Below are 19,845 nucleotides of genomic sequence, written 5' to 3'. Positions count from 1 at the left end.
TGTGGGCATGCAGGCATTCCGCAAGGCCGTCGAGGCGGGCGATCACGCGGCCATCGAGGCGCTCCTGGCCGATGACGTCGTCTTCAGCAGCCCGGTCGTGTTCCGCCCTTACCCCGGCAAGGCGACCACGGCCGCGATCCTGCGCGGCGTCACGCGCGTCTTCGAGGACTTCCGCTACGTACGCGAGATCAATGACGCCGGGGGCCGCGATTCCGCGCTCGTCTTCGAAGCCCGCGTCGGCGACCGCGAGATCACTGGCTGCGACTTCCTCCACCTCGACGAGAACGGCCTGATCGACGAGTTCACGGTGATGGTGCGTCCGCTGTCGGCCGCGCAGGCGCTCGCCGCAGCGATGGGCGCCCAGTGGGAGCGGATCACCGAGGAGGCGGCCGCCGGGTGAGCCGGCCCGCGGCTACCAGGCGCGGGCCGACTGGATCAGCCGGTCGCGGACCAGCGCGACGTGCGGGTTGTCCGCGGAGCCTGGGCGCTGGACCAGGTAGCCGGTGTTGATCGGCGCGTCCTGCGGATCGTGCAGCAGGACGAGGCTGCCCGCGGCCAGCGCGTCGCGGCAGAGATAGCGGGGCAGCACGGAGAAGCCCGCGCCCGCGATCACGGCGGAGAGCACGCCGCGCAGGTCGGGCACGGTGACGGAGGCCTCGCGGGTCAGGCGCTTGCCGAACACGTGCCGCCAGTAGCGGCGGGCGATCGGCAGATCCTCGGCGTAGGTGACGAGCGGGACGCCGTGCAGCACCGCGGGCCCTTCGGCGGCGATCCGGTCGGGGCCGCCGATCCGCTCGGCCCACGACTCCGCTGCGACCAGGACGAACTCCTCGTCGGCCAGCGGCACGGCGTGCAGGGAACGCCCGCGGGGCCGGGCCGTGGCGATCACCAGGTCGTGGCGTCCGGCGCGCAGCTCGTCCAGGAGCGGATCGGTCAGGCCGGTGCTGACCCGCAGCCGGACGCCCTTCTCGACCAGCGGCGCGAGGGCGGGCAGCGCGCAGTGGCAGAGCATCTCGGCCGGGCCCGCCAGATGGACGGGCCCGGCAGGGGCGCCGTCGAGGGGGCCGCCGTGACCGGTGACCGCCGCGAGGGCGTCGAGGGGATCGACGATGCGGGCAGCGAGCGCGTCCGCGAACGGCGCGGGGGCGACGCCGCGCGGCAGCCGCTCGAACAGCTCCCGGTCGAGCTGCCGCTCCAGGGCGCGGATCTGGGTGGTGACGGTGGGCTGCGAGAGGCCGAGCAGGCGCGCGGCAGACGTGAAGGAGCCCGACCGGTACACCGCCAGGAACGTACGCAGCAGGTTCAGGTCCAGCGGACCGCCGGCGGCACTCGTCGTCTGCGCCGCTCCCGGCGATCCATCGGAATCCTTATCTCCCATATGGCTCAGCCTATTGGATTTCCTTGGGGCGGCGGCCCTACCTTCGAGGCATCAACGCACTGACGTTCTGAGCACGGAACGTCAGGTACTCCAGCCTCGGAAGCCTCGGAGAGACACATGTCCAAGATCCTTTTCGTCCTGACCGGCGCCCACCACTGGACCCTGGCCGACGGCACCCAGCACCCGACCGGCTTCTGGGCCGAGGAGGCCGTCGCCCCGTACGAGGCGTTCAAGGCCGCGGGCCACGAGATCGTCGTCGCGACGCCGGGCGGTGTCGTCCCGCCCGTGGACCGGGCGAGCCTGGCGCCCGAGTTCAACGGCGGCCAGGAAGGCGCCGACAAGGTCGCCGCCACCCTCGAATCGATCGACGAGCTGAACCACCCCATCAAGATCGACGAGGTCGACCTGGCCGACTATGCCGCGGTCTTCTACCCCGGCGGCCACGGCCCCATGGAGGACCTCGCCGTCAACGCGGACTCCGGCAGGCTGCTCACCCTCGCCCTGGAGTCGGGCAAGCCGCTCGGCGTCGTCTGCCACGGCCCGGCCGCCCTGCTCGCCGCGACGAAGGCCGACGGCTCCAACGCCTTCGCCGGCTATGAGCTGACCGGCTTCACCAACGTCGAGGAGACCCAGTCCGGGTTCGCCGACAAGGCCAAGTGGCTGCTCCAGGACCGCCTGGTCGTGGCGGGCGCCGACTTCCAGGAGGGCGAGCCGTGGGCCCCGAAGGTCGTCGTCGACCGCAACCTGGTCACCGGTCAGAACCCGGCGTCCGCCGCCCCGCTGGCCACCGAACTCCTGAAGAAGCTGGCCTGAGCCCGATGGGCACCGACCGGCTCGACGAGGTCCTCGATGCCGCCTACGACTGCCTCACCAGGTACGGCGTACGGCGCACCACGATGGACGACATCGCCACCACCATGGGCGTGTCCCGGTCAGCGGTCTACCAGTACGTACGCAACAAGGACGACGCCTTCCGCAAGCTCGCCCGGCGCCTGCACACCCAGGCGCTGGAGCGGGCCGAGCGGGCGGCCGCCACCCCGGACGCCCCGCAGGCCGAACGCATCCGGGGCGTCCTCGCGGCCAAGCTCGACCTGGTCCTGCGCCTGGCCGGGGACTCTCCGCACTCCGCCGAACTCCTCGACCACAAGGCCCGCCTGTTCGGCGACATCTGCCACGACTTCACGGGCTCGCTGCGCCGCCTGCTCATCGGCCTGTTCGGCGAGGCGGGGACCCCCGCGACGGTGGAACCGGCCGAGGCCGCCGACATGTGCATAGCCCTCGTCATCGGCCTGGAGTCCGTCTCCGAAGGGGAACACCTCTTCGGGCCCGCGACGGACGCGCTCCTGACCGGACTCCTCGTCACGCCCCCTCTCGACGCGCCGCTGAACGTGCCGCTGAGCTGACTTCCGGTCAATTCCTGTGGTGGCCCTGTGGATTTTTCGCCCGCTGCCTGCGGCCCCCGCCGCCGCGCCATAGGCTCCCCCGGCTGATCGTTCACGTTCCGGGGAGGAGCACCCATGGCAGCACAGCGCCGTTCGGCACAGGATGCGGAGGCTGAACCGAATGGGCCCGACGGGTCCGAGGGGCCCGGCCGCCGCAGGGTGCTCGCCTATCTGCTCGCGGCGCCCACGCTGGCCGTCGGCGTACGGTTCGGCGTCGACTCGGCCGGCGAGAGCGCCGAGGCCGTGGTGCCGTCGCCGCCGCAGCCCGAGAACCTCCTCGACCTCGGCGATCTGCAGAACCTGGCGGCGGCGCCCACCGCGGGCCTGATCGCCGTCCAGGTGCACACCGACGGCACCGCGTCCTTCGCGGTGCCGCGCGCTGAGGTGGGCCAGGGCATGACCACGGCGGTCGCGATGATGATCGCCGAGGAGATGGACCTGCCCATCGGCAAGGTCAAGGTGACGATGGCCGACGCCCGCCCTGAACTCCTGATGAACCAGATGACCGGCGGCTCGAACTCGATGCGCAGCATGTACCGCCCGGTGCGCGTCGCGGCGGCCGTGGCCCGGCAGCGGCTCGTGGCGACGGCCGCCGAGCAGTGGGGCGTCGACGCGTCCGAACTCACCACCAAGGACGGCGTCATCGCGTACGGCTCCGAGAAGAGCGCCACGTACGGATCGCTCGCGAAGGCGGCGGCAAGCACCCACGTCGTCCAGGCCTCGGCCCGGCTGAAGGACCCCTCGGAGTTCACCGTCCTCGGCACCCCGCAGAACCGCGTCGACGCGCTGGCCGCCGTGACCGGGAAGAAGACGTTCGGGATGGACCTGCACGTCCCGGACGCCAAGCCGACGATGGTGCGCAGGCCGCCGACGATCAACGGCACGGTCGTGTCCGTGGAGAACGCGGACGCGGTGCGGGACATGCCGGGCATCACCGATGTCGTGACCGTCCGGCACGGTGTGGCGGTGCGCGGCGAGACGTTCGGCCAGTGCATCGACGCGCTGCGGGCGCTGAAGGTGACCTGGGGCCGTGGCACCGTCGACGGGGAGTCGGACGACACCGTCCTCGCCAAGCTCAAGAAGGCGGCGCTGCCGATGGTCGTGCCGCCGCTGCTCACCAAGAAGGTCGACGCCGAGTTCACCTTCGCGTTCGCCAGCAACAGCCCGCTGGAGCCCGACAACGCGATCGCGGACGTGCGCGCCGACCGGGCCGAGATCTGGTCGAGCCTCAAGGTGCCGATCGTCGCCCAGCGGGACATCGCCACGCGGCTCGGGCTGCCCCAGAAGGCGGTCACCGTGCATGTGATCGAGGGCGGCGGCTCGTTCGGGCGGCATCTCTTCCACGACGTGGCCGCCGAAGCCGCCGAGATCTCGCAGAAGATGGGCAAGCCGGTCAAGCTGTCGTGGTCCCGTACGGACAACTTCCGGCAGGGGCGCACGCATCCGATGTGTGTCTCACGGGTCCGCGCGACGTACGGGCTCGGCAATGTGCTCAGCTACGAGCAGCGGCACACCAGTTCACAGACCGACTTCGGGCACGGCCTGGGCGAGATGATCACGTCGACGGCGGCGAAGCTGCCGGTGGCGGGCAATCTGACGTTCGCCGAGACCATCTTCCAGCTGACCCAGTCCACTCCGTACAACTTCGGGGTGACCACGCAGCTGCTCAATGAGGTGCCGCTGAAGTTCAACACGGGCAGCATGCGCAACATCTACTCGCCGAACGTGGCGTGTGCCAGGGAGCTGGTCGTCGACCTGCTCGCGGCGAAGCTCGGCAAGGGTCCCGTGGAGTTCCGCCGCGAGTTCCTCAAGGACAAGCGGCTGCGGGCCGTACTGGACAAGGCGGTTGAGGAAGGCGAGTGGGGCAAGTCCCTTCCCGCCGGGATCGCGCAGGGCATCGCGCTGCACTCCGAGTACCGGGGAGCGGTCGCCGCGCTCGTCGAGATCGACTGCCGGCCGGAAACGGTGAACCGGAAGGTGAAGGACGGAGTCACCGGACCGCGCGTCACCAAGGCGCTGATGGTCGTGGACGCGGGCTTCGCCATCAACCCCCGTGGCCTGGAAGCCCAGTTGATGGGCGGCATGAACGACGCCCTGGCCATGGCGCTCACCTCAAGCCTGCACATCAAGGACGGCATCCCGCTGGAGGGCAGCTGGGACAACTACTTCTACACCCGGCAGTGGAACACCCCGCCCGACCTGCGGGTCGTCGTGATGGCAAGGACCGGTGACAAGCCCGCCGGGGCGGGCGAGCTGGGCGTCGCGCCCGCGTTCGCCGCGATCGCCTGCGCCTACGCACGCGCCACCGGGACGCTGCCGACCAGCTTCCCGATCAACCACGGCACGCTCAGCTTCGAACCGCTGCCGCTCGAGCCGTCAACCCCGCAGTCCCCGACCGACGGTCTCGACCGCGCCTACTGAGGAGCCCTCCGTGCCAAGCCACACCTTCAAGCTCAACGGCGAGCGGATCACCGTCGAGGCCGAGGACGACGTACGCCTCCTGTGGGTCCTGCGCGATCTGCTCGGCGTCACGGGACCCAAGTACGGCTGCGGTCTCGGTGTCTGCCAGTCCTGTACGTCGCACATCAACGGCAAGGCGTTCAACCCCTGTTCGGTGCCGGTGTCGAAGATCGGCTCCGACGACGAGATCACCACGATCGAGGGCCTGCCCGGCACGGTCGGCAAGGAACTGCACCCCATGCAGGAGGCCTGGCTCGACCTCGACGTGTCGCAGTGCGGGTACTGCCAGCCGGGGCAGATCATGGCCGCGGTCGCCAAGGTGCGGCAGGCCGCCGACGCCGGTCGTGAGATCAGCGACGGCGACCTGGACGAGATCCGCAACATCTGCCGCTGCGGCACGTACACCCGGATCCGGGAGGCCATCAAGGCCGGGGCGAAGCGGATGTGAACTCCTTTGCGTACTCGGTGAGTTCCGGCGCCGCCCCGGGTCCGGAATGCGCCGCCGCGCGCCGGGCGGGGAAGCCGTGCCTGCGGGCGGCGACCACCACCACGAGCACCGGTACGAGCAGGGCCAGGACGCTCCAGGGGAAGGACTGCGAGCCGAACTGACCGAGGAGGATGCCGCCGACGACGCCGCCGCCCGCCATGGCCGCGTTCCAGAGCGTGACGAGCATGGCCTGAGCGGCGTCCGCCGCATCGCCGCCCGCGTCGCCGACGGCGGTCTGAAGCAGCGTGGGAGCGCCGCCCCAGCCGAGCCCCCACAGCGTCACGGCCACGTAGACGAGGGCGGGGCTTTCGGCGAGCACCGCGAGGAGCCCGGCGGCCACGGCGACCAGCAGGGCGCTCGCGATGGTGAGCGTACGGAGCCTGCGGTGGATGTGGGCGCCCACGATCCAGATGCTCAGCAGGGAGGCGGCGCCGAAGACGAGCAGGACGAGGTCGGTGGAGCCGCCCATGCCGAGGTGGTCGAGGAACGTGGCGATGTAGGTGTAGAGGATGGTGTGGGCCAGGACGAAGACCAGCGTGACGGTCAGCACCGGCGTCACGCCGGGGATGCGCAGGGTCGAGAGGACCGGGGTGCGGCCGTCGCGCCGCTGTCCGGGGTGGTCGGGCACGGACACGGTGATCCAGGCGAGCAGTACGACGGTGAGCACGGTCATCAGCAGGAACGCGACGCGCCAGCCGAGCGCCTTGCCCAGGAAGGTCCCTGCGGGCACCCCGAGCGAGAGGGCGACGGGGATGCCGGCCATGGCGATCGCGATCGCCTTGCCCTGCAGCTGGACCGGTGCCAGGCGGCGGGCGTATCCGGCGAGCAGCGCCCAGGCGAGACCGGCCGCCACACCGGCGACGAACCGGGCCACCATGGTCAACGGGTAGTTGCCGGAGACCGCCGTGACGGTGTTGGCGAGGGCGAAGCCGGTCATCGCGGTCAGCAGCAGCCGCTTGCGCCGCCACCCCGCGGTGGCCGCGGTCAGCGGGATCGCGGTGAGCGCGGTGCCGATCGCGTAGATGGTGACCGTCTGGCCCATCGCGGACTCGCCGACGCCCAGGTCGGCGCTCATCGCGGGCAGCAGTCCCGCGGGCAGGGTCTCGGTGAGGCTGGTGATGAAGACGGCGGTGGCGAGGGCGAGGAGGGCGGCGATGGGCAGCTTCTGGGTCCCGGATCCGCCCCGGGAACCCACGTGTTGTGTGGTGTCGTTGCTCATGCCCGTATGCTCGAACCCTCACATTGATGTGAAGGTCAAGCGAGAGGCTGCGAGGTCGGCACATGCGGATCGGAGAGCTGTCGGAGCGCACCGGCACACCCCGGCGACTGCTGCGCTACTACGAGGAGCAGGGCCTGATCATGGCCGAGCGCGCGGCGAACGGCTACCGCGAGTACGACGAACGCTTCGTGGACCGGATCCTGCAGATCCGCGGGCTGCTCGACGCGGGCCTTCCCACCCGCATCATCAAACAGATCCTCCCCTGCCTGGACAAGCCCCGCACGATCTACTTCCCGGACGCGACACCGGAGATGATCGCCACCCTGGAGCACCAGCGGGACCGCATGACCGAGCGCGTGAACTGCCTGAGCCGCAACAGGGACGCCATCGCGGAGTACCTCGACGCCGTACGCAACGGCACCTCATGATCCGAGCAACACGTCGAGCCCCGCGGCCAGTTGACCGGGCCCGCCCCGGTCGTCCAGGGCCAGGGCGATGGCCCGCAGCTGCGGGAACTCCTGCGCGGGCATGCGGTGCAGACCGAGGCGGAAGGCGGGGTCCGGCTCGCCCGGCTCGTCGTCCATGGCCCGCAGCTCCACGAGGAGATAGCCGAGCAGCCACGCGGTGAACGCCCGGTGCAGCTGGACGGTGCGGCGGTCGCTGAGCCCCGCGTCCCGCAGCAGGGCCAGGACCCGCTCGTCGCTGCGCAGCACGGCCGTGGGCCGCCGGGCCAGCGGGGTGGACAGCAGGCGGGTGGCCAGGAGCGGGACCACGTTCGGGTGGCGCAGGGCCACGCCGTAGGTGGCGAGCGCGATGCGGTGCAGCTCCCGCTGCCAGCCCGGGCCCGGGGGCCGCTCGGCCTGGTCCGCCTGACCCGCCTGACCCGCCTGGTCCGCCAGGTCCGCCTCCAGTTCCAGGCAGAACGCCTCGACCAGGCCGTCCAAAAGGTCGCTCTTGCTGGGTGCGTAGCGGTAGAGGGCCATCGCCTCCACGCCCAGTTCCGCGCCGAGCTTGCGCATGCTGAGGCCGGAGAGTCCGTCGCGGTCGACGACCTCCACGGCCGTGGCGAGCACCCGCTCGCGGCTCAGCCGCCCATATCGTCCGCGGTCGCTCGCGCGCCGCCCCTGGGGCGCCCCCGACCCCGCTTCTCTCCCTTTCGGCATGACCGCCGCCTCCGTAGCTCCGGCCCCCTTGACCCCAGGGAACATCGGGTGCAAAGTCGTACATATACGACGTAAACGTACGTAGTCAGCGTACAGCGTCGTAGCCCCTCAGGAGCGTCGCACCATGACGCACAGCGAGCCGATCACGGCAGACAAGGCCGAGCTGGAGCGTGAGCTCGCCCGGATCTCGGACGGCAATGTCGTCCGGATCAGTGCCGGCGGCCCCGTCTTCGGACTGCCGTTCCCTGTGCGCACCGTCCGGCCGACGACCTTCGTGCCCGCGCTCCCCCGCCGCGACCGGGCCCTCCTCACGGCGATCGCCATGGGCTGGGCGCTGAGCTTCCTCTATTTCTGGATCTGGTGGCTGCGCCCCGAGCACCGCGTCGGCTGGGCGGGACTGATCGTCAACAGCGTCCTGCTGCTCTACCTCACCGGTCTGCCCTGCTACTTCTTCGTCACCGCGCTCCGGATTCGCCGGGTCAACCCGGATCTGCCGGTCCCCGCGGCACGGGTCGCCTTCGCCGTCACCCGCGCCCCCTCGGAGCCGTGGCCCACCGCCCGGCGGACGCTCGAAGCGATGCTGGCCCAGGACTTTCCGCACCCCTACGACGTATGGCTGTGCGACGAGGACCCGACCGAGGAGATCACCGCGTGGTGCCGCACGCACCGGGTGCGGATGTCCTGCCGCCGCGGCGTGACCCCCTACCACCGGCCCGACTGGCCGCGCCGCACCCGCTGCAAGGAAGGCAACCTCGCCTACTTCTACGACCATTGGGGCTATCAGCGGTACGACGTGGTCGCGCAGCTCGACTGCGACCATGTGCCCGCCGCGACCTACCTCGCCGAAATGGTCCGCCCCTTCGACGACCCTGCCATCGGCTATGTCGCCGCGCCCAGCATGTGCGACGCCAATGGCCCGGAATCCTGGGCGGCCCGGGGCCGGGTGCACCGCGAGGCCGTCTGGCACGGCGCGGTGCAGCTGGGCCACAGCGACGGCCTCGCACCGATGTGCATCGGCTCCCACTACGCCGTACGCACCCGGGCGCTGCGGGACATCGGAGGGCTCGGTCCGGAACTCGCCGAGGACTTCTCCACCACGTATCTGCTCAACTCGGCGGGCTGGCAAGGGGCGTTCGCCATCGACGCCGAGGCGCACGGGGACGGTCCGCTCACCTTCGGCGACATGATCACGCAGGAGTACCAGTGGTCACGGAGCCTCACCACGATGCTTCTGGGCCTGCTGCCGCACCATCTGCGCCGGCTGCCCTTCCTGCTGCGCCTGCGCTTCGCCTACGCCCTCGCGTACTACCCGCTGCTCGGCCTGATGATCACCGCGGGCCTCACGCTCCCGCCGATCGCCATCATCACCGGCCTTCCATGGATGAACGTCAACTACTTCGACTTCCTGGTCCACTTCTGGACCATGCCCGTGTGGCTGCTCCTGACCCTGCTCCTGATGCGCCGCTGCGGGATGCTGCGACCGCGTGCCGCACCCCTGGTCAGCTGGGAGACCTGGCTGTTCGCCCTTGCCCGCTGGCCGTTCGTCATCCTCGGTCTGTTCGGCGCGGTCGGCCAGAAGCTGCGCTCGCGGCCGCTCACGTTCAAGGTCACGCCCAAGGACACCGGCGGCCCGCGGCCGCTGCCCGTCCGGCTGACCCTGCCCTTCGCCGTGCTCGCCGCGGGCCTCGCCACGATCGCCCTGGTCGGCGAGTTGACGAGCCCGTCGGCCGGCTATGTCTTCCTCTGCCTGCTCGCCGCCACGACGTACGCCGTCGTCGCCATCGCCGTTCCCCTGCTGCACGTCCGCGAGGCGGCACGGGCGGCCGGCCTCCGCTTCACCCACGCGCTGCCCGCGGCGGGCCTCCCGCTGACCCTCGGCCTCCTGGCGGCACTGCCGGTCGCCACCGCCATCACCTTCTACCCGGCGTACGCCGTCGCCGTCCTGGGCTGGTGAACGGTCATGAGGAAACCGTCCACGATCCTGGTCACCGGCGGAGCGGGCTTCATCGGAAGCCACACCTGCGTCGAACTCCTCGACCACGGCTACGAGTTGATCGTGATCGACGACTACTCCAACAGCACCCCGCAGGTCTTCACCCGCGTGGAACGGATCACCGACCGCTTCGTCGGTGCCGTCTATGAGCTGGACATCCGTGATCGGCGCGCCCTGTCGGCCGTATTCGACCGCCACTCCGTGGACGCCGTCGTGCACTTTGCCGCGCACAAGGCCGTGGGCGAGTCGACACGGATGCCCATCAAGTACTACGACAACAACGTCGGCGGCACGACCGCGCTGCTGCGGGTCATGCAGGAACACGCCGTGCACCAGCTGGTGTTCTCCTCGTCCTGCTCGATCTACGGCGACGCGGGACGCGGCCCGCTCGACGAGTCGACGCCCGCGGCGCCCACCAATCCGTACGCCTCCTCCAAGTGGCTCTGCGAGCTGCTGCTCGCCGATGTGTGCGCCCGCTGCCCCGAGTTCACCGTGCTCGCCCTGCGCTACTTCAACCCGGTGGGCGCCCACCCCAGCGGGCTCCTCGGCGAGGACCCCGGCGGCGTGCCCGACAATCTGATGCCGTACGTCGCGCAGGTCGCCGTCGGCCGCCGGGAGCGGCTGCCCGTCTTCGGCCAGGACTACGCCACCCCCGACGGCACCGCTGTCCGCGACTATCTGCACGTCATGGACACCGCCGAGGCCCACCGGGTGGCCCTCGACCACCTCGCCGACCGACCCGGCATGCAGATCTTCAACCTGGGTGTCGGCGCGGGCCGTTCGGTCCTCGACGTGATCTCCGCGTTCGCCGCGGCCTGCGGCCGGGCCGTCCCGTACCAGATCCTGCCGCGCCGGCCCGGCGACGTCACCGAACTCGTCGCCGACGCGGGCGCGGTGGCGCGCGCCTGGGGCTGGCGCCCCACCCGCGACCTCGCCGACATGTGCCGTGACGCGTGGCGGTTCCAGCAGCTCAATCCGCACGGCTACGCCGGCTCCGGACGGCACCCGAACGGCACCCGGCACGACCCCTGAGGAGCGACGTCATGAGGATGACAGTGATAGGCACCGGATACGTGGGGACGGTGCACGCCGCGTGCATGGCCGACCTGGGCCATGAGGTCCTCGGCATCGACATCGACGCCGAACGGATCGCATCGCTCGCGGCGGGCCGGGCCCCCATCCACGAGAGCGGCCTGAACGAGCTGCTCGCCCGCACCGTCGCGTCGGGCAGGCTGCGCTTCTCCACGTCGCTCGCCGAGGGCGCCGCGTTCGCCCGGACGCACTTCGTGTGCGTGGGCACCCCGCAGCGGTCCGACAGCAACGCCGCCGACCTGCGGTACGTCGACGCCGTCGTGGACAGCCTGGCCCCGCATCTGCGGCCCGGCAGCCTGATCGTCGGCAAGTCCACGGTGCCGGTGGGCACGGCGGCCCGGCTCTCCGAGCGGCTCGCCAAGATGACCCCGGGCACGGAGGTCGCCTGGAACCCCGAGTTCCTGCGCGAGGGCTCCGCCGTCCAGGACACGATGCGGCCCGAGCGGCTCGTCGTGGGCGTCTCGTCGAAGCACGCCGAGGGGGTGCTGCGGGCGATCTATACGCCGATGATCCTGGCCGGGGTGCCGTTCTTCAGCACCGATCCGGCCACCGCGGAGCTGGTCAAGGTGGCGGCGAACTCCTTCCTCGCCACCAAGATCTCCTTCATCAACGCGATGGCCGAGGTGTGCGACGCCGCCGGCGCCGACGCGTCGGTGCTCGCCGCGGCCATCGGCGCGGACTCCCGGATCGGGCCGCGCTTCCTGGAGCCTGGGCTCGGCTTCGGCGGGAGCTGCTTCCCCAAGGACATCCGGGCCTTCGCCGCCCGCGCCGAGGAGCTCGGCGCCGGCGACGCCGTGGTGTTCCTGCACGAGGTCGACCGGATCAACACCCGGCAGCGCAGGCGCACCGTCGACCAGGCACGCGGACTCCTCGGCGGTTCCTTCACCGGCCGCCGGATCGCCGTCCTCGGCGCCGCGTTCAAGCCCGGCAGCGACGACGTGCGCGACTCGCCGGCCCTCGTCGTGGCGGCCGCCCTGCAGGAACAGGGCGCCACGGTCCGCGTGCACGACCCCCAGGCCGTCGACAACGCGCGCACCGTCCACCCGGAGCTGACCTACACCCTGGACGTCGACAAGGCCTGCGAGGACGCGGACCTGGTCCTGCATCTCACGAACTGGCCCGAGTACCGCGACATCGACCCCGCCGCGCTCGCCGCGGTGGTCCGCTCCCCCGTCCTCGTGGACGCCCGCAACAGCCTCGACCCGCGCTCCTGGTCGGCGGCCGGCTGGGCCGTGCACGCACCGGGCCGCCCGCGACTCTCGGCGCGGGCGGCCGCCCCCTCACGACCCACCGCCCCCGTGGCGGCACTCACCGGAGGTGCGTCATGAGAGTCGTGGTGACGGGCGGCGGCGGATTCATGGGCTCCCATCTGTGCGAGGCGCTCCTCGCCAGGGGCGACACCGTCTGGTGCCTGGACAACTTCTGCACCGGCGAACCGGAGAACGTCGCCCACCTGCGCGGCGCGCACCGCTTCCGGCTGCGCCACGCGGACGTGACCGAGCCGTTCGACGTGCCGGGCCCGGTGGACGCGGTCGCCCACCTCGCGAGCCCCGCGTCACCGCCCGACTACCACCGGCTGCCCCTGGAGACCCTGGCCGTCGGCAGCAGGGGCACCGAGAACGCCCTGCGCCTGGCCCAGCGGCACGACGCCCGCTTCCTGCTGACCTCGACCAGCGAGGTCTACGGCGATCCGGAGATCCACCCGCAGCCCGAGGACTACTGGGGCCACGTCAACCCGGTCGGCCCGCGCAGTGTCTATGACGAGGCCAAGCGGTACGCGGAGGCGCTCTCCATGGCCTACCGGCGCAGCCTGGGCGTCGACGTGGGCATCGTACGGATCTTCAACACATACGGTCCGCGGATGCGGCCGCACGACGGGCGCGTGGTGTCGACCTTCGTCCGCCAGGCGCTTGCGGGCAGACCGCTGACGATCTACGGCGACGGCGGCCAGACCCGCAGCTTCTGCTACGTCGACGACCTCGTACGCGGCCTGGTGGCGATGCTCGACAGCGGCCACAGCGGCCCGGTGAACCTCGGCAATCCCAGCGAGCGCACCGTCCGTGAGCTCGCGGAACTCGTCCGCAAGATCACCGGATCGCGCTCCCCCATCGAGTACCGCCCGCTGCCCGTCGACGATCCGACCCGCCGCCGCCCCGTGATCAACCGGGCGCTCGAAGAGCTCGGCTGGGTTCCTCGGGTCACCCTGGAGGAAGGGCTGCGGCACACGGTGGCGTGGTTCACCGCCCGTTCCGGGCCGCCGCCCGCCAAGGTGCCGTCCCTGGCGCCGCCGCAGCCCGTGGAGGCCTGATTCCGATGCGCAGGACAGCCGCCGCGTCCGCCCTGGGGCGCCGTGCCGCCCCAGGTGCGCTCGTCGCCGCGATCGCGCTGATCGCGGCCGGCGGCTGCGCCGCCACGCCGCACTACTCGCCGACCAGCACGTACTACGTCGGCGCCGCTGGCGACGACGACAACGACGGCTCATCGCCCGACAAGGCCTGGCGGACGCTGGCCCGTGCCGAACGCGTGGCGCTGGAGCCCGGCGACCGGCTGCTCCTGGAAGGCGGCGGCCGCTTCACCGGCACCATCACGCTGAACGGCTCGGAGGCGGGCGACGCGGACCGGCCCGTGGTGATCGGGTCGTACGGCGAGGGCCGGGCCACCGTCGACGCCGAGGGCACCCCCGGCATCTCCGTGCACAACACGGCGGGCGTGGAGATCCGCGATCTTCACGTGACCGGGGACCGCGCCGCCTACGCCGGCGACGGGGGCATCAACCTCTACGCCGACCGTCCGGGCGGCGGACCGATCGACCATGTCCTGGTCTCCGACGTCGAGATCTCCGGATTCCGGGCGGGCATCGCGGTCGGCAGCAACGAGGAGCGCACCGGCTTCAAGGATGTGACGGTGCGTCAGGCCAAGTTGCACGGCAACAAGGACGCCGGGCTGCTGACCTACGGCCCGAAGTTCGAGCCCCGCCAACCCGCCTACGCGCACGAGGACTTCGAGGTCGAGGACGTCACCGCCTACCGGAACGCCGGAGACCCGAAGGCGGACGGCCGGCACACCGGCGACGGCATCATCCTCGGCTCCGTGCGCCAGGCGACGGTGCGGAACTCCACCGCCCACGACAACGGCGCCCGATCGGCCATCACGGCGCCGTCGGGCCCGGTCGGCATCTGGGCCTACGACGCCACCGACGTACTCCTGGAGCACAACACCGCATACCGCAACCACACGCGCTCCGAGGTCGACGGTGCCGGATTCGGGTTCGACGAGAACGTCTCGGGCTCGACCATGCAGTACAACCTGGCGTTCCACAACGACGGCTCCGGCTTCTACGCCTACACCCGCGTGGTGAACGGCGCGCACACCGACAACACCATCCGCTACAACCTGTCCTCCGACAACGGCCGCAGGCTGCCGCAATTCGGCGGGCTCGCGGTCTACGGCCACGACGTGCGCAATCTGCGGATGTACCAGAACACCGTGGTCATGACCGTCCTGGAGGACGGCAGGAGCGGTCCCGCCCTGCGCCTGATGGACGGGCAGACCGGCGTCACCGTCCGCAACAACAACTTCATCACCGACGGCTCCCCGCTGGTCCTCGCGGACGAGGGCCTGACCGCCGCCAACGTCCTCGTGCAGGGCAACAACTACCGTGCCCCGCAAGGACAGTGGACCGCGCAGTGGGGCGACCGCACCTTCGCCGGCCTCAAGGCGTGGAGCGCGGCGACCGGACAGGAACGCCTCCAGGGACAGCCCGTCGGCCTGACCGTCGATCCCTGCCTCGCCGGCGGCGAGCTGCCCGACGTGAACTCCGCCGGTGACGCGCACCTGCTGGCCCCGGACTGCGCGGCCCTCGCCGGCAAGGGCCTGGACCTGCAGGCGCTGTTCGGCATCGACCCGGGCCCCGTCGACTACTTCGGGCAGACGGTCGGCCATCCCCCGCCCGTCGGCGCCGCCCTGCCCCCGGCGGATGACTGAGCCTCCCGGCGAGAAGACCGAGAAGATGCAGCCCCTCACCCGCCGGGCCTACGATCGAAGGAGCGAGACCCGGTTGACGCGATCCTCGGCCCGGTGTCCCTGCCACGCAGGGAGGCGCTTTTCCATTGCTTCGGGCACGTTCTCGGGGAGAGCTGCGGGCGCGAAACCGGCTGATGGCCGGTTATGTGCTTCTGGTCGCCGCCCTCACCGCGGCCTATCTGACCCTTCCGGACCTGCGTGCTCCGCTCTGGGCGCTCATCGGTCTCGGTGGTGTCGCCGCCGTGTTCACGGGCGTGCGCGTGCACCGTCCCGCGCACCGCTGGCCGTGGTGGGTGCTCGCCGCCGGATTGCTCACCTTCGCCGCCGGTGACACGTACTACAACGTGGTCGAGGAGTATCTGCACGCCTCCAACCCGTTTCCCTCCCCCGCCGACGCCCTGTACCTGGCGACGTATCCGCTGTTCGCCGCCGGGCTCTTCGGGCTCGTCCGCTACCGCTGGGCGGGCCGCGACCTGCCGAGCCTGCTCGACGCGCTGATCTTCACCGGCGGCCTCGCGCTGCCCGTCTGGGTCTATCTCGTCCAGCCGCTCACCGAGGTCGAGGGCCTGACCTGGGCGCAGCGCGCGATCAGCATCGCCTACCCGCTGGGCGACGTGCTGGTCCTCGCGCTCCTTGCCGGAATGCTCACCCCCGGCTCCGTGTCCGGCCACAACCGCTGCGTGCAGCTCCTCGCCGTCGGCACCGTCACGCTGCTCGGCTTCGACATCGCGTACGGAATTCTGCAGCTCAACGGGTTGTGGCAGACCGGCACCCCGCTCGACCTGGGCTGGATCGTCTTCTACACGGCCTGGGGGCTCGCGGCGCTGCATCCGTCGATGGTGGAACTGACCGCGTACGCGCATCAGCGCAAGTCCCTGCTGCCGCCGACGCACCGGCTCGCGCTGCTCGCCCTCGCCACCCTGATCGCCCCGGCCGTCCTGCTCGCCGAGGGGCTCGCGGGCAGGGCCCATGACGCGCCCGTGATCGCCGCGTTCTCCGGTGCGCTGTTCCTCCTGGTGATCTTCCGGCTCGGCGGGATGGTCGTGGCACACCGCAAGGCCGTGGACCGTGAGCTGGCGCTGCGTACCGCTGCCTCCTCCCTGGTGTCGGCGGTCAGGCCCGAGGAGATCGCGGAGACCTGCGACGGGGCGGTCACCGAGCTGTCCGCGCCCGATGTCCGCACGGCCACCCTGCTGCCCGGCGCCGACGGATCTCCCTCGGCCCTGCCCTCCGAACTCGCCCTTGACCGCACCCATCTGGTGCCCGTCGCCGAGCTCGGCCCGGACATCACCCCCCGCTTCGGGGCGCCCGGGAGCGCCCTGGTGTGCCCCATGATCCAGCGCGACCGCCCCGCCGGCGACGCGCCGCCGGGTGTGCTGATCGCGGCGGGCCCCGAGCGCCAACTCACCGAGATCTGGGGCTCCTTGGAGATCCTCGCCTCGCACGCGGGCCTCGCCATGGAGCGCATCGCGCTGCGCCAGGAGATCATCCGGCGGGAGAGCGAGGCGTACTTCCGCACGCTGGTGCGCAACGCGTCGGACGTCATCCTGATCGTCGACGACGACGACACCGTGCGGTACGCGAGTCCGTCCGCTGCGGTCGTGTTCGGGGCCGCCCGGCTGATCGGGACGACGCTGCCCGAGCTGGTCGACGCGCGCGACCGGCGCCGCGCGGGGCGGGTCCTGCGGGCCCTGCGCGACGGCGGACAGCGCGAACCCCACGACTACTGGTGGATGCGGCGCGACACCGGGCGCGTCGAGGTGGAGGTGCGCTGCAGCGATCTGCGCGACGACCCGACGGTCCGGGGCCTTGTCGTCACCCTGCGGGACGTGACCGAGCAGCGTCAGCTGGAGCACGAGCTCACCCAGCGGGCCTTCCACGACGCGCTGACCGGCCTGCCCAACCGGACGCTGCTCCTGGAGCGGATCGAGCGCGCGCTGCTGCGTGGCGACCGCGAGTCGACCCTCACCTGTGTGCTCTTCATCGACCTCGACGACTTCAAGGTCGTCAACGACACGATGGGGCACTCGGTCGGCGACCGGCTGCTCACCGCCGTCGGCTCCCGGCTCGCGCAGACGCTGCGCCGCAGCGACACCGCGGCCCGGCTCGGCGGCGACGAGTTCGCGGTGCTGATGGAGGACGCGAAGAAGCCCGCCGACGCCGAGATCCTGGCCGCCCAGGTGGTGCAGGCGCTCAGCCGGCCCTTCCATCTGCCCGACGCCACGGTGAGCGCGTCGGCGAGCGTCGGCGTGGCCACGGCCGCGGACAGCTCGGGCTCCGAGGAGCTGCTCGCCCACGCCGACCTGGCCCTGTACGCCGCCAAGGCCGCCGGGAAGCGCCAGTGGCGCCGCTTCCGGCCACGGCTGCACGTACGGATGCGAGAGCGGCACGACCTGCAGGCGAGCCTGGACCGGGCGATCGCCGACGAGGAGTTCGCGCTGCGCTACCAGCCCGTCGTGGACATCACGGCCAACGGCCATCGGACCGGCGAACCGGACGGGCCGCCCGCCGAGATCGTCGGCTTCGAGGCCCTCGCCCGCTGGCCGCATCCCCAGCGCGGTCTGGTGCCGCCGCAGCAGTTCATCCCGCTCGCCGAGGAGACCGGCCACATCACGCCGCTGGGCGCCTGGGTGCTCGCCAACGCCACCGCCGACATCGTCGCACTGCAGCGGACGGTGGCGGCCGCATCGGCCGCGCCGTACGTCAGCGTCAACGTCTCCGCGCGGCAGTTCCGCGACACGGGCTTCCTCGACGACGTGCGCAAGGCGCTGCGGACGCCCGGACTCGCCGCGGGGTCACTGCAGTTGGAGCTCACCGAGTCGGTGCTGATGCGGCGGGACGGCCAGATCCAGGCGGTCATGGAGGCGCTCAAGGACCTCGGGGTGCGCATCGCGGTCGACGACTTCGGGACGGGATTCTCCTCGCTGCGGTATCTGCGGGAGTTCCCCATCGACGTACTGAAGATCGACAAGTCCTTCATCGACGGCATCGGCGACGACACCCGGCAGGTCGCCCTCGTCGAAGGCATCGTCCACCTCGCCGACACGCTGGGCCTTCAGGTCATCGCCGAGGGCATCGAGGATCCCGTGCAGCGCGACCTGCTCGCCGGGATGGGCTGCCGCTTCGGGCAGGGGTATCTCTTCGCGCGCCCGCTGACGGCGGAGCAGGGCGAACGCATGCTCCGGGGTGGCGCCGGATGCCGGGGCACCCGGGGCGCCCGCGCCGCGCCGACCGCCCGGGCCGCCGTCCCAGCCGCCCCCGTCCAGTCCGCACTGTCCGCACCGTCCACACCGGTCCTGTCCAAGCCGCTCGCCCCCGCGAGGGAGACCGCCACGAGCCGGGCGGATGCCGAGCCCCTGGACATGCGGCACGACCCGCGCTGGGGCGATCTCGACGAGCTGCGGCGGACCAGTCCGATGAGCGACGCCGTCCTGGACGAGGTGCGCGGCAGGCACATCCGCAGCGGAGACCACTGGCTGATCGACTTCGCGTCCTGCAACTATCTGGGCTTCGACTGCGACCCGGAGATCATCGGGGCCATCGAACCCGCCGTACGCCGCTGGGGCACGCACCCCAGCTGGTCCCGCCTCATCGGCAGCCCCCGGCTCTACCCGGAGATCGAGGAACGGCTCGCCGCGCTGCTCGGCGCGCCCGACACGCTGCTCCTGCCGACGGCGACCCTGATCCACGCCTCGGTGATCCCGGTCCTCGCGGACGGAGGCCATGTCTTCGTCGAGGCGGCGGCCCACCGCACGGTGTACGACGGCTGTGTGGCGGCCCGCGCCCAGGGCGCGACGCTGCGCCGGTTCCACGCCCAGCGGCCGGACGAACTGGCCGCCGAGCTGCGGGCGCTGCCCGCGGGAACGGCCCGCCTCGTCTGCCTGGACGGCGTCAACAGCATGAGCGGTAACATCGCCGACATCCCCGAACTGGCCGGTATCTGCCGGGACTTGGACGCCACGCTGTACATCGACGACACGCACGGCTTCGGTGTGATCGGGGAGCGCGGGGCGAACGAGCCGTGCCCCTACGGACTGCGCGGCAACAGCGTCGTGCGGCACACGGGCGAGACGTACGACGGTGTCGTGCTCGTCGGCGGTTTCTCCAAGGCGTACTCGTCGCTGCTCGCCTTTCTCGCGCTGCCGTCGTGGCTCAAGGACCATCTGAAGGTCACGGCGGCCCCGTATCTGTACTCCGGGCCGTCGCCGACGGCCTCCCTGGCCACCGCGCTCGCCGGCCTGGAGGTCAACGACCGGCGCGGCGACGCCATCCGCGCCGATCTGCACCGCAAGACCGTCCGGGTGCTCGATCACGTGGCGGCGCTCGGCGTGGAGACGCTCAACTCCGATCAGCTGCCGATCGTGGAGATCCCCCTGGAGAACGCCGACGACCTGGACGCGGTCGGCCGTTTCCTGTGGGAGCAGGGCATCTATGTGACGCTGGCGGCCTATCCGCTCGTGCCGCACGACCGGGTCGGCTTCCGCGTACAGCTCACGGCCCTCAACTCCGACGAGGACATCGACCGCCTGGGCACGGCGCTGACCCTTCTTTCCGAGCGGTTTCCGCTCCGTCCGGCGGGGTGAGGCGG

15 protein-coding genes are annotated in these 19,845 nt (G+C 71.5%); 12 read left to right on the top strand and 3 right to left on the bottom strand.

Features of this window, described 5'->3' with window-relative positions:
* The first annotated feature begins 7 nt into the window (after positions 1-7).
* The gene (locus OG453_RS20105) at positions 8-400 is read left to right on the top strand and encodes a nuclear transport factor 2 family protein (protein WP_266869335.1); all 393 of its coding nucleotides are present in this window, start codon (positions 8-10) and stop codon (positions 398-400) included.
* Positions 401-412: 12 nt separating this feature from the next.
* On the opposite strand, the gene OG453_RS20100 is transcribed toward OG453_RS20105, so the two are convergent.
* Positions 413-1,378: a LysR family transcriptional regulator gene (locus tag OG453_RS20100; RefSeq protein ID WP_266869334.1), complete on the bottom strand. Its 966-nt coding sequence runs from the start codon at positions 1,376-1,378 to the stop codon at positions 413-415.
* A gap of 117 nt (positions 1,379-1,495) precedes the next feature.
* Between OG453_RS20100 and OG453_RS20095 the strand changes: the two genes are divergently transcribed.
* The 4 genes from OG453_RS20095 to OG453_RS20080 all read left to right on the top strand — a co-directional run bounded on the left by OG453_RS20095 (position 1,496) and on the right by OG453_RS20080 (position 5,728).
* The gene (locus tag OG453_RS20095) at positions 1,496-2,191 is read left to right on the top strand and encodes a type 1 glutamine amidotransferase domain-containing protein (RefSeq protein WP_266869333.1); all 696 of its coding nucleotides are present in this window, start codon (positions 1,496-1,498) and stop codon (positions 2,189-2,191) included.
* Between the two features lie 5 nt (positions 2,192-2,196).
* Positions 2,197-2,781, top strand: a complete 585-nt coding sequence (locus OG453_RS20090; RefSeq protein WP_266869332.1) for a TetR/AcrR family transcriptional regulator — start codon at positions 2,197-2,199, stop codon at positions 2,779-2,781.
* 114 nt (positions 2,782-2,895) lie between these two features.
* Positions 2,896-5,241 (top strand): molybdopterin cofactor-binding domain-containing protein, encoded by a 2,346-nt coding sequence (locus OG453_RS20085; protein ID WP_266869331.1) that lies wholly within the window; start codon positions 2,896-2,898, stop codon positions 5,239-5,241.
* 10 nt (positions 5,242-5,251) lie between these two features.
* Entirely contained in the window at positions 5,252-5,728 is a 477-nt protein-coding gene (locus OG453_RS20080) for a (2Fe-2S)-binding protein (protein ID WP_266869330.1), read from the top strand.
* Here the strand turns inward: OG453_RS20080 and OG453_RS20075 are convergent.
* Entirely contained in the window at positions 5,703-6,986 is a 1,284-nt protein-coding gene (locus OG453_RS20075; protein WP_266869328.1) for an MFS transporter, read from the bottom strand. The genes OG453_RS20080 and OG453_RS20075 overlap by 26 nt on opposite strands.
* A 62-nt stretch (positions 6,987-7,048) precedes the next feature.
* Here OG453_RS20075 and OG453_RS20070 point away from each other — a divergent pair, with 62 nt between their 5' ends.
* Positions 7,049-7,414 carry a MerR family transcriptional regulator gene (locus tag OG453_RS20070; RefSeq protein WP_266869327.1) on the top strand — a complete coding sequence of 122 codons (366 nt, stop codon included), beginning with the start codon at positions 7,049-7,051 and terminating at the stop codon, positions 7,412-7,414.
* Here the strand turns inward: OG453_RS20070 and OG453_RS20065 are convergent.
* On the bottom strand, positions 7,409-8,149 hold the full coding sequence (locus tag OG453_RS20065) for a TetR/AcrR family transcriptional regulator (RefSeq protein WP_266869326.1): 741 nt from the start codon (positions 8,147-8,149) through the stop codon (positions 7,409-7,411). The genes OG453_RS20070 and OG453_RS20065 overlap by 6 nt on opposite strands.
* A 124-nt stretch (positions 8,150-8,273) precedes the next feature.
* Here OG453_RS20065 and OG453_RS20060 point away from each other — a divergent pair, with 124 nt between their 5' ends.
* The 6 genes from OG453_RS20060 (at position 8,274) to OG453_RS20035 (ending at position 19,840) form a co-directional block, all read left to right on the top strand.
* The gene (locus tag OG453_RS20060; protein WP_266869325.1) at positions 8,274-10,103 is read left to right on the top strand and encodes a glycosyltransferase family 2 protein; all 1,830 of its coding nucleotides are present in this window, start codon (positions 8,274-8,276) and stop codon (positions 10,101-10,103) included.
* A gap of 6 nt (positions 10,104-10,109) precedes the next feature.
* A complete protein-coding gene (gene galE, locus OG453_RS20055; RefSeq protein WP_266869324.1) occupies positions 10,110-11,174 on the top strand; it encodes a UDP-glucose 4-epimerase GalE in 1,065 nt (354 codons plus the stop codon).
* An 11-nt stretch (positions 11,175-11,185) separates the two neighbouring features.
* The gene (locus tag OG453_RS20050) at positions 11,186-12,562 is read left to right on the top strand and encodes a UDP-glucose/GDP-mannose dehydrogenase family protein (RefSeq protein ID WP_266869323.1); all 1,377 of its coding nucleotides are present in this window, start codon (positions 11,186-11,188) and stop codon (positions 12,560-12,562) included.
* The gene (locus OG453_RS20045) at positions 12,559-13,542 is read left to right on the top strand and encodes a UDP-glucuronic acid decarboxylase family protein (protein ID WP_266869322.1); all 984 of its coding nucleotides are present in this window, start codon (positions 12,559-12,561) and stop codon (positions 13,540-13,542) included. The genes OG453_RS20050 and OG453_RS20045 overlap by 4 nt, the downstream gene beginning before the upstream one ends.
* A gap of 5 nt (positions 13,543-13,547) precedes the next feature.
* Positions 13,548-15,218, top strand: a complete 1,671-nt coding sequence (locus tag OG453_RS20040) for a right-handed parallel beta-helix repeat-containing protein (RefSeq protein WP_266869320.1) — start codon at positions 13,548-13,550, stop codon at positions 15,216-15,218.
* A gap of 173 nt (positions 15,219-15,391) precedes the next feature.
* Positions 15,392-19,840, top strand: coding sequence for an aminotransferase class I/II-fold pyridoxal phosphate-dependent enzyme (locus tag OG453_RS20035; RefSeq protein WP_266869319.1), 4,449 nt, complete (start codon positions 15,392-15,394; stop codon positions 19,838-19,840).
* The last annotated feature ends 5 nt before the right edge of the window (positions 19,841-19,845 follow it).

Origin of the sequence: Streptomyces sp. NBC_01381, assembly GCF_026340305.1 — a bacterium.
Classification (GTDB): Bacteria; Actinomycetota; Actinomycetes; order Streptomycetales; family Streptomycetaceae; genus Streptomyces.
Note: the sequence above shows the minus strand (reverse complement) of the source record. Positions and strands in the feature narration are given on the sequence as shown.

Excerpts from the sequence above, each read along its gene's own strand:
- OG453_RS20075 (WP_266869328.1), bottom strand. The coding sequence starts at position 6,986 with ATGAGCAACGACACCACACAACACGTGGGTTCCCGGGGCGGATCCGGG.
- OG453_RS20050 (WP_266869323.1), top strand. The coding sequence starts at position 11,186 with ATGAGGATGACAGTGATAGGCACCGGATACGTGGGGACGGTGCACGCC.
- galE (WP_266869324.1), top strand. The coding sequence starts at position 10,110 with ATGAGGAAACCGTCCACGATCCTGGTCACCGGCGGAGCGGGCTTCATC.
- OG453_RS20105 (WP_266869335.1), top strand. The coding sequence starts at position 8 with ATGCAGGCATTCCGCAAGGCCGTCGAGGCGGGCGATCACGCGGCCATC.
- OG453_RS20085 (WP_266869331.1), top strand. The coding sequence starts at position 2,896 with ATGGCAGCACAGCGCCGTTCGGCACAGGATGCGGAGGCTGAACCGAAT.
- OG453_RS20095 (WP_266869333.1), top strand. The coding sequence starts at position 1,496 with ATGTCCAAGATCCTTTTCGTCCTGACCGGCGCCCACCACTGGACCCTG.
- OG453_RS20090 (WP_266869332.1), top strand. The coding sequence starts at position 2,197 with ATGGGCACCGACCGGCTCGACGAGGTCCTCGATGCCGCCTACGACTGC.
- OG453_RS20060 (WP_266869325.1), top strand. The coding sequence starts at position 8,274 with ATGACGCACAGCGAGCCGATCACGGCAGACAAGGCCGAGCTGGAGCGT.
- OG453_RS20040 (WP_266869320.1), top strand. The coding sequence starts at position 13,548 with ATGCGCAGGACAGCCGCCGCGTCCGCCCTGGGGCGCCGTGCCGCCCCA.
- OG453_RS20045 (WP_266869322.1), top strand. The coding sequence starts at position 12,559 with ATGAGAGTCGTGGTGACGGGCGGCGGCGGATTCATGGGCTCCCATCTG.
- OG453_RS20035 (WP_266869319.1), top strand. The coding sequence starts at position 15,392 with ATGGCCGGTTATGTGCTTCTGGTCGCCGCCCTCACCGCGGCCTATCTG.
- OG453_RS20100 (WP_266869334.1), bottom strand. The coding sequence starts at position 1,378 with ATGGGAGATAAGGATTCCGATGGATCGCCGGGAGCGGCGCAGACGACG.
- OG453_RS20070 (WP_266869327.1), top strand. The coding sequence starts at position 7,049 with ATGCGGATCGGAGAGCTGTCGGAGCGCACCGGCACACCCCGGCGACTG.
- OG453_RS20065 (WP_266869326.1), bottom strand. The coding sequence starts at position 8,149 with ATGCCGAAAGGGAGAGAAGCGGGGTCGGGGGCGCCCCAGGGGCGGCGC.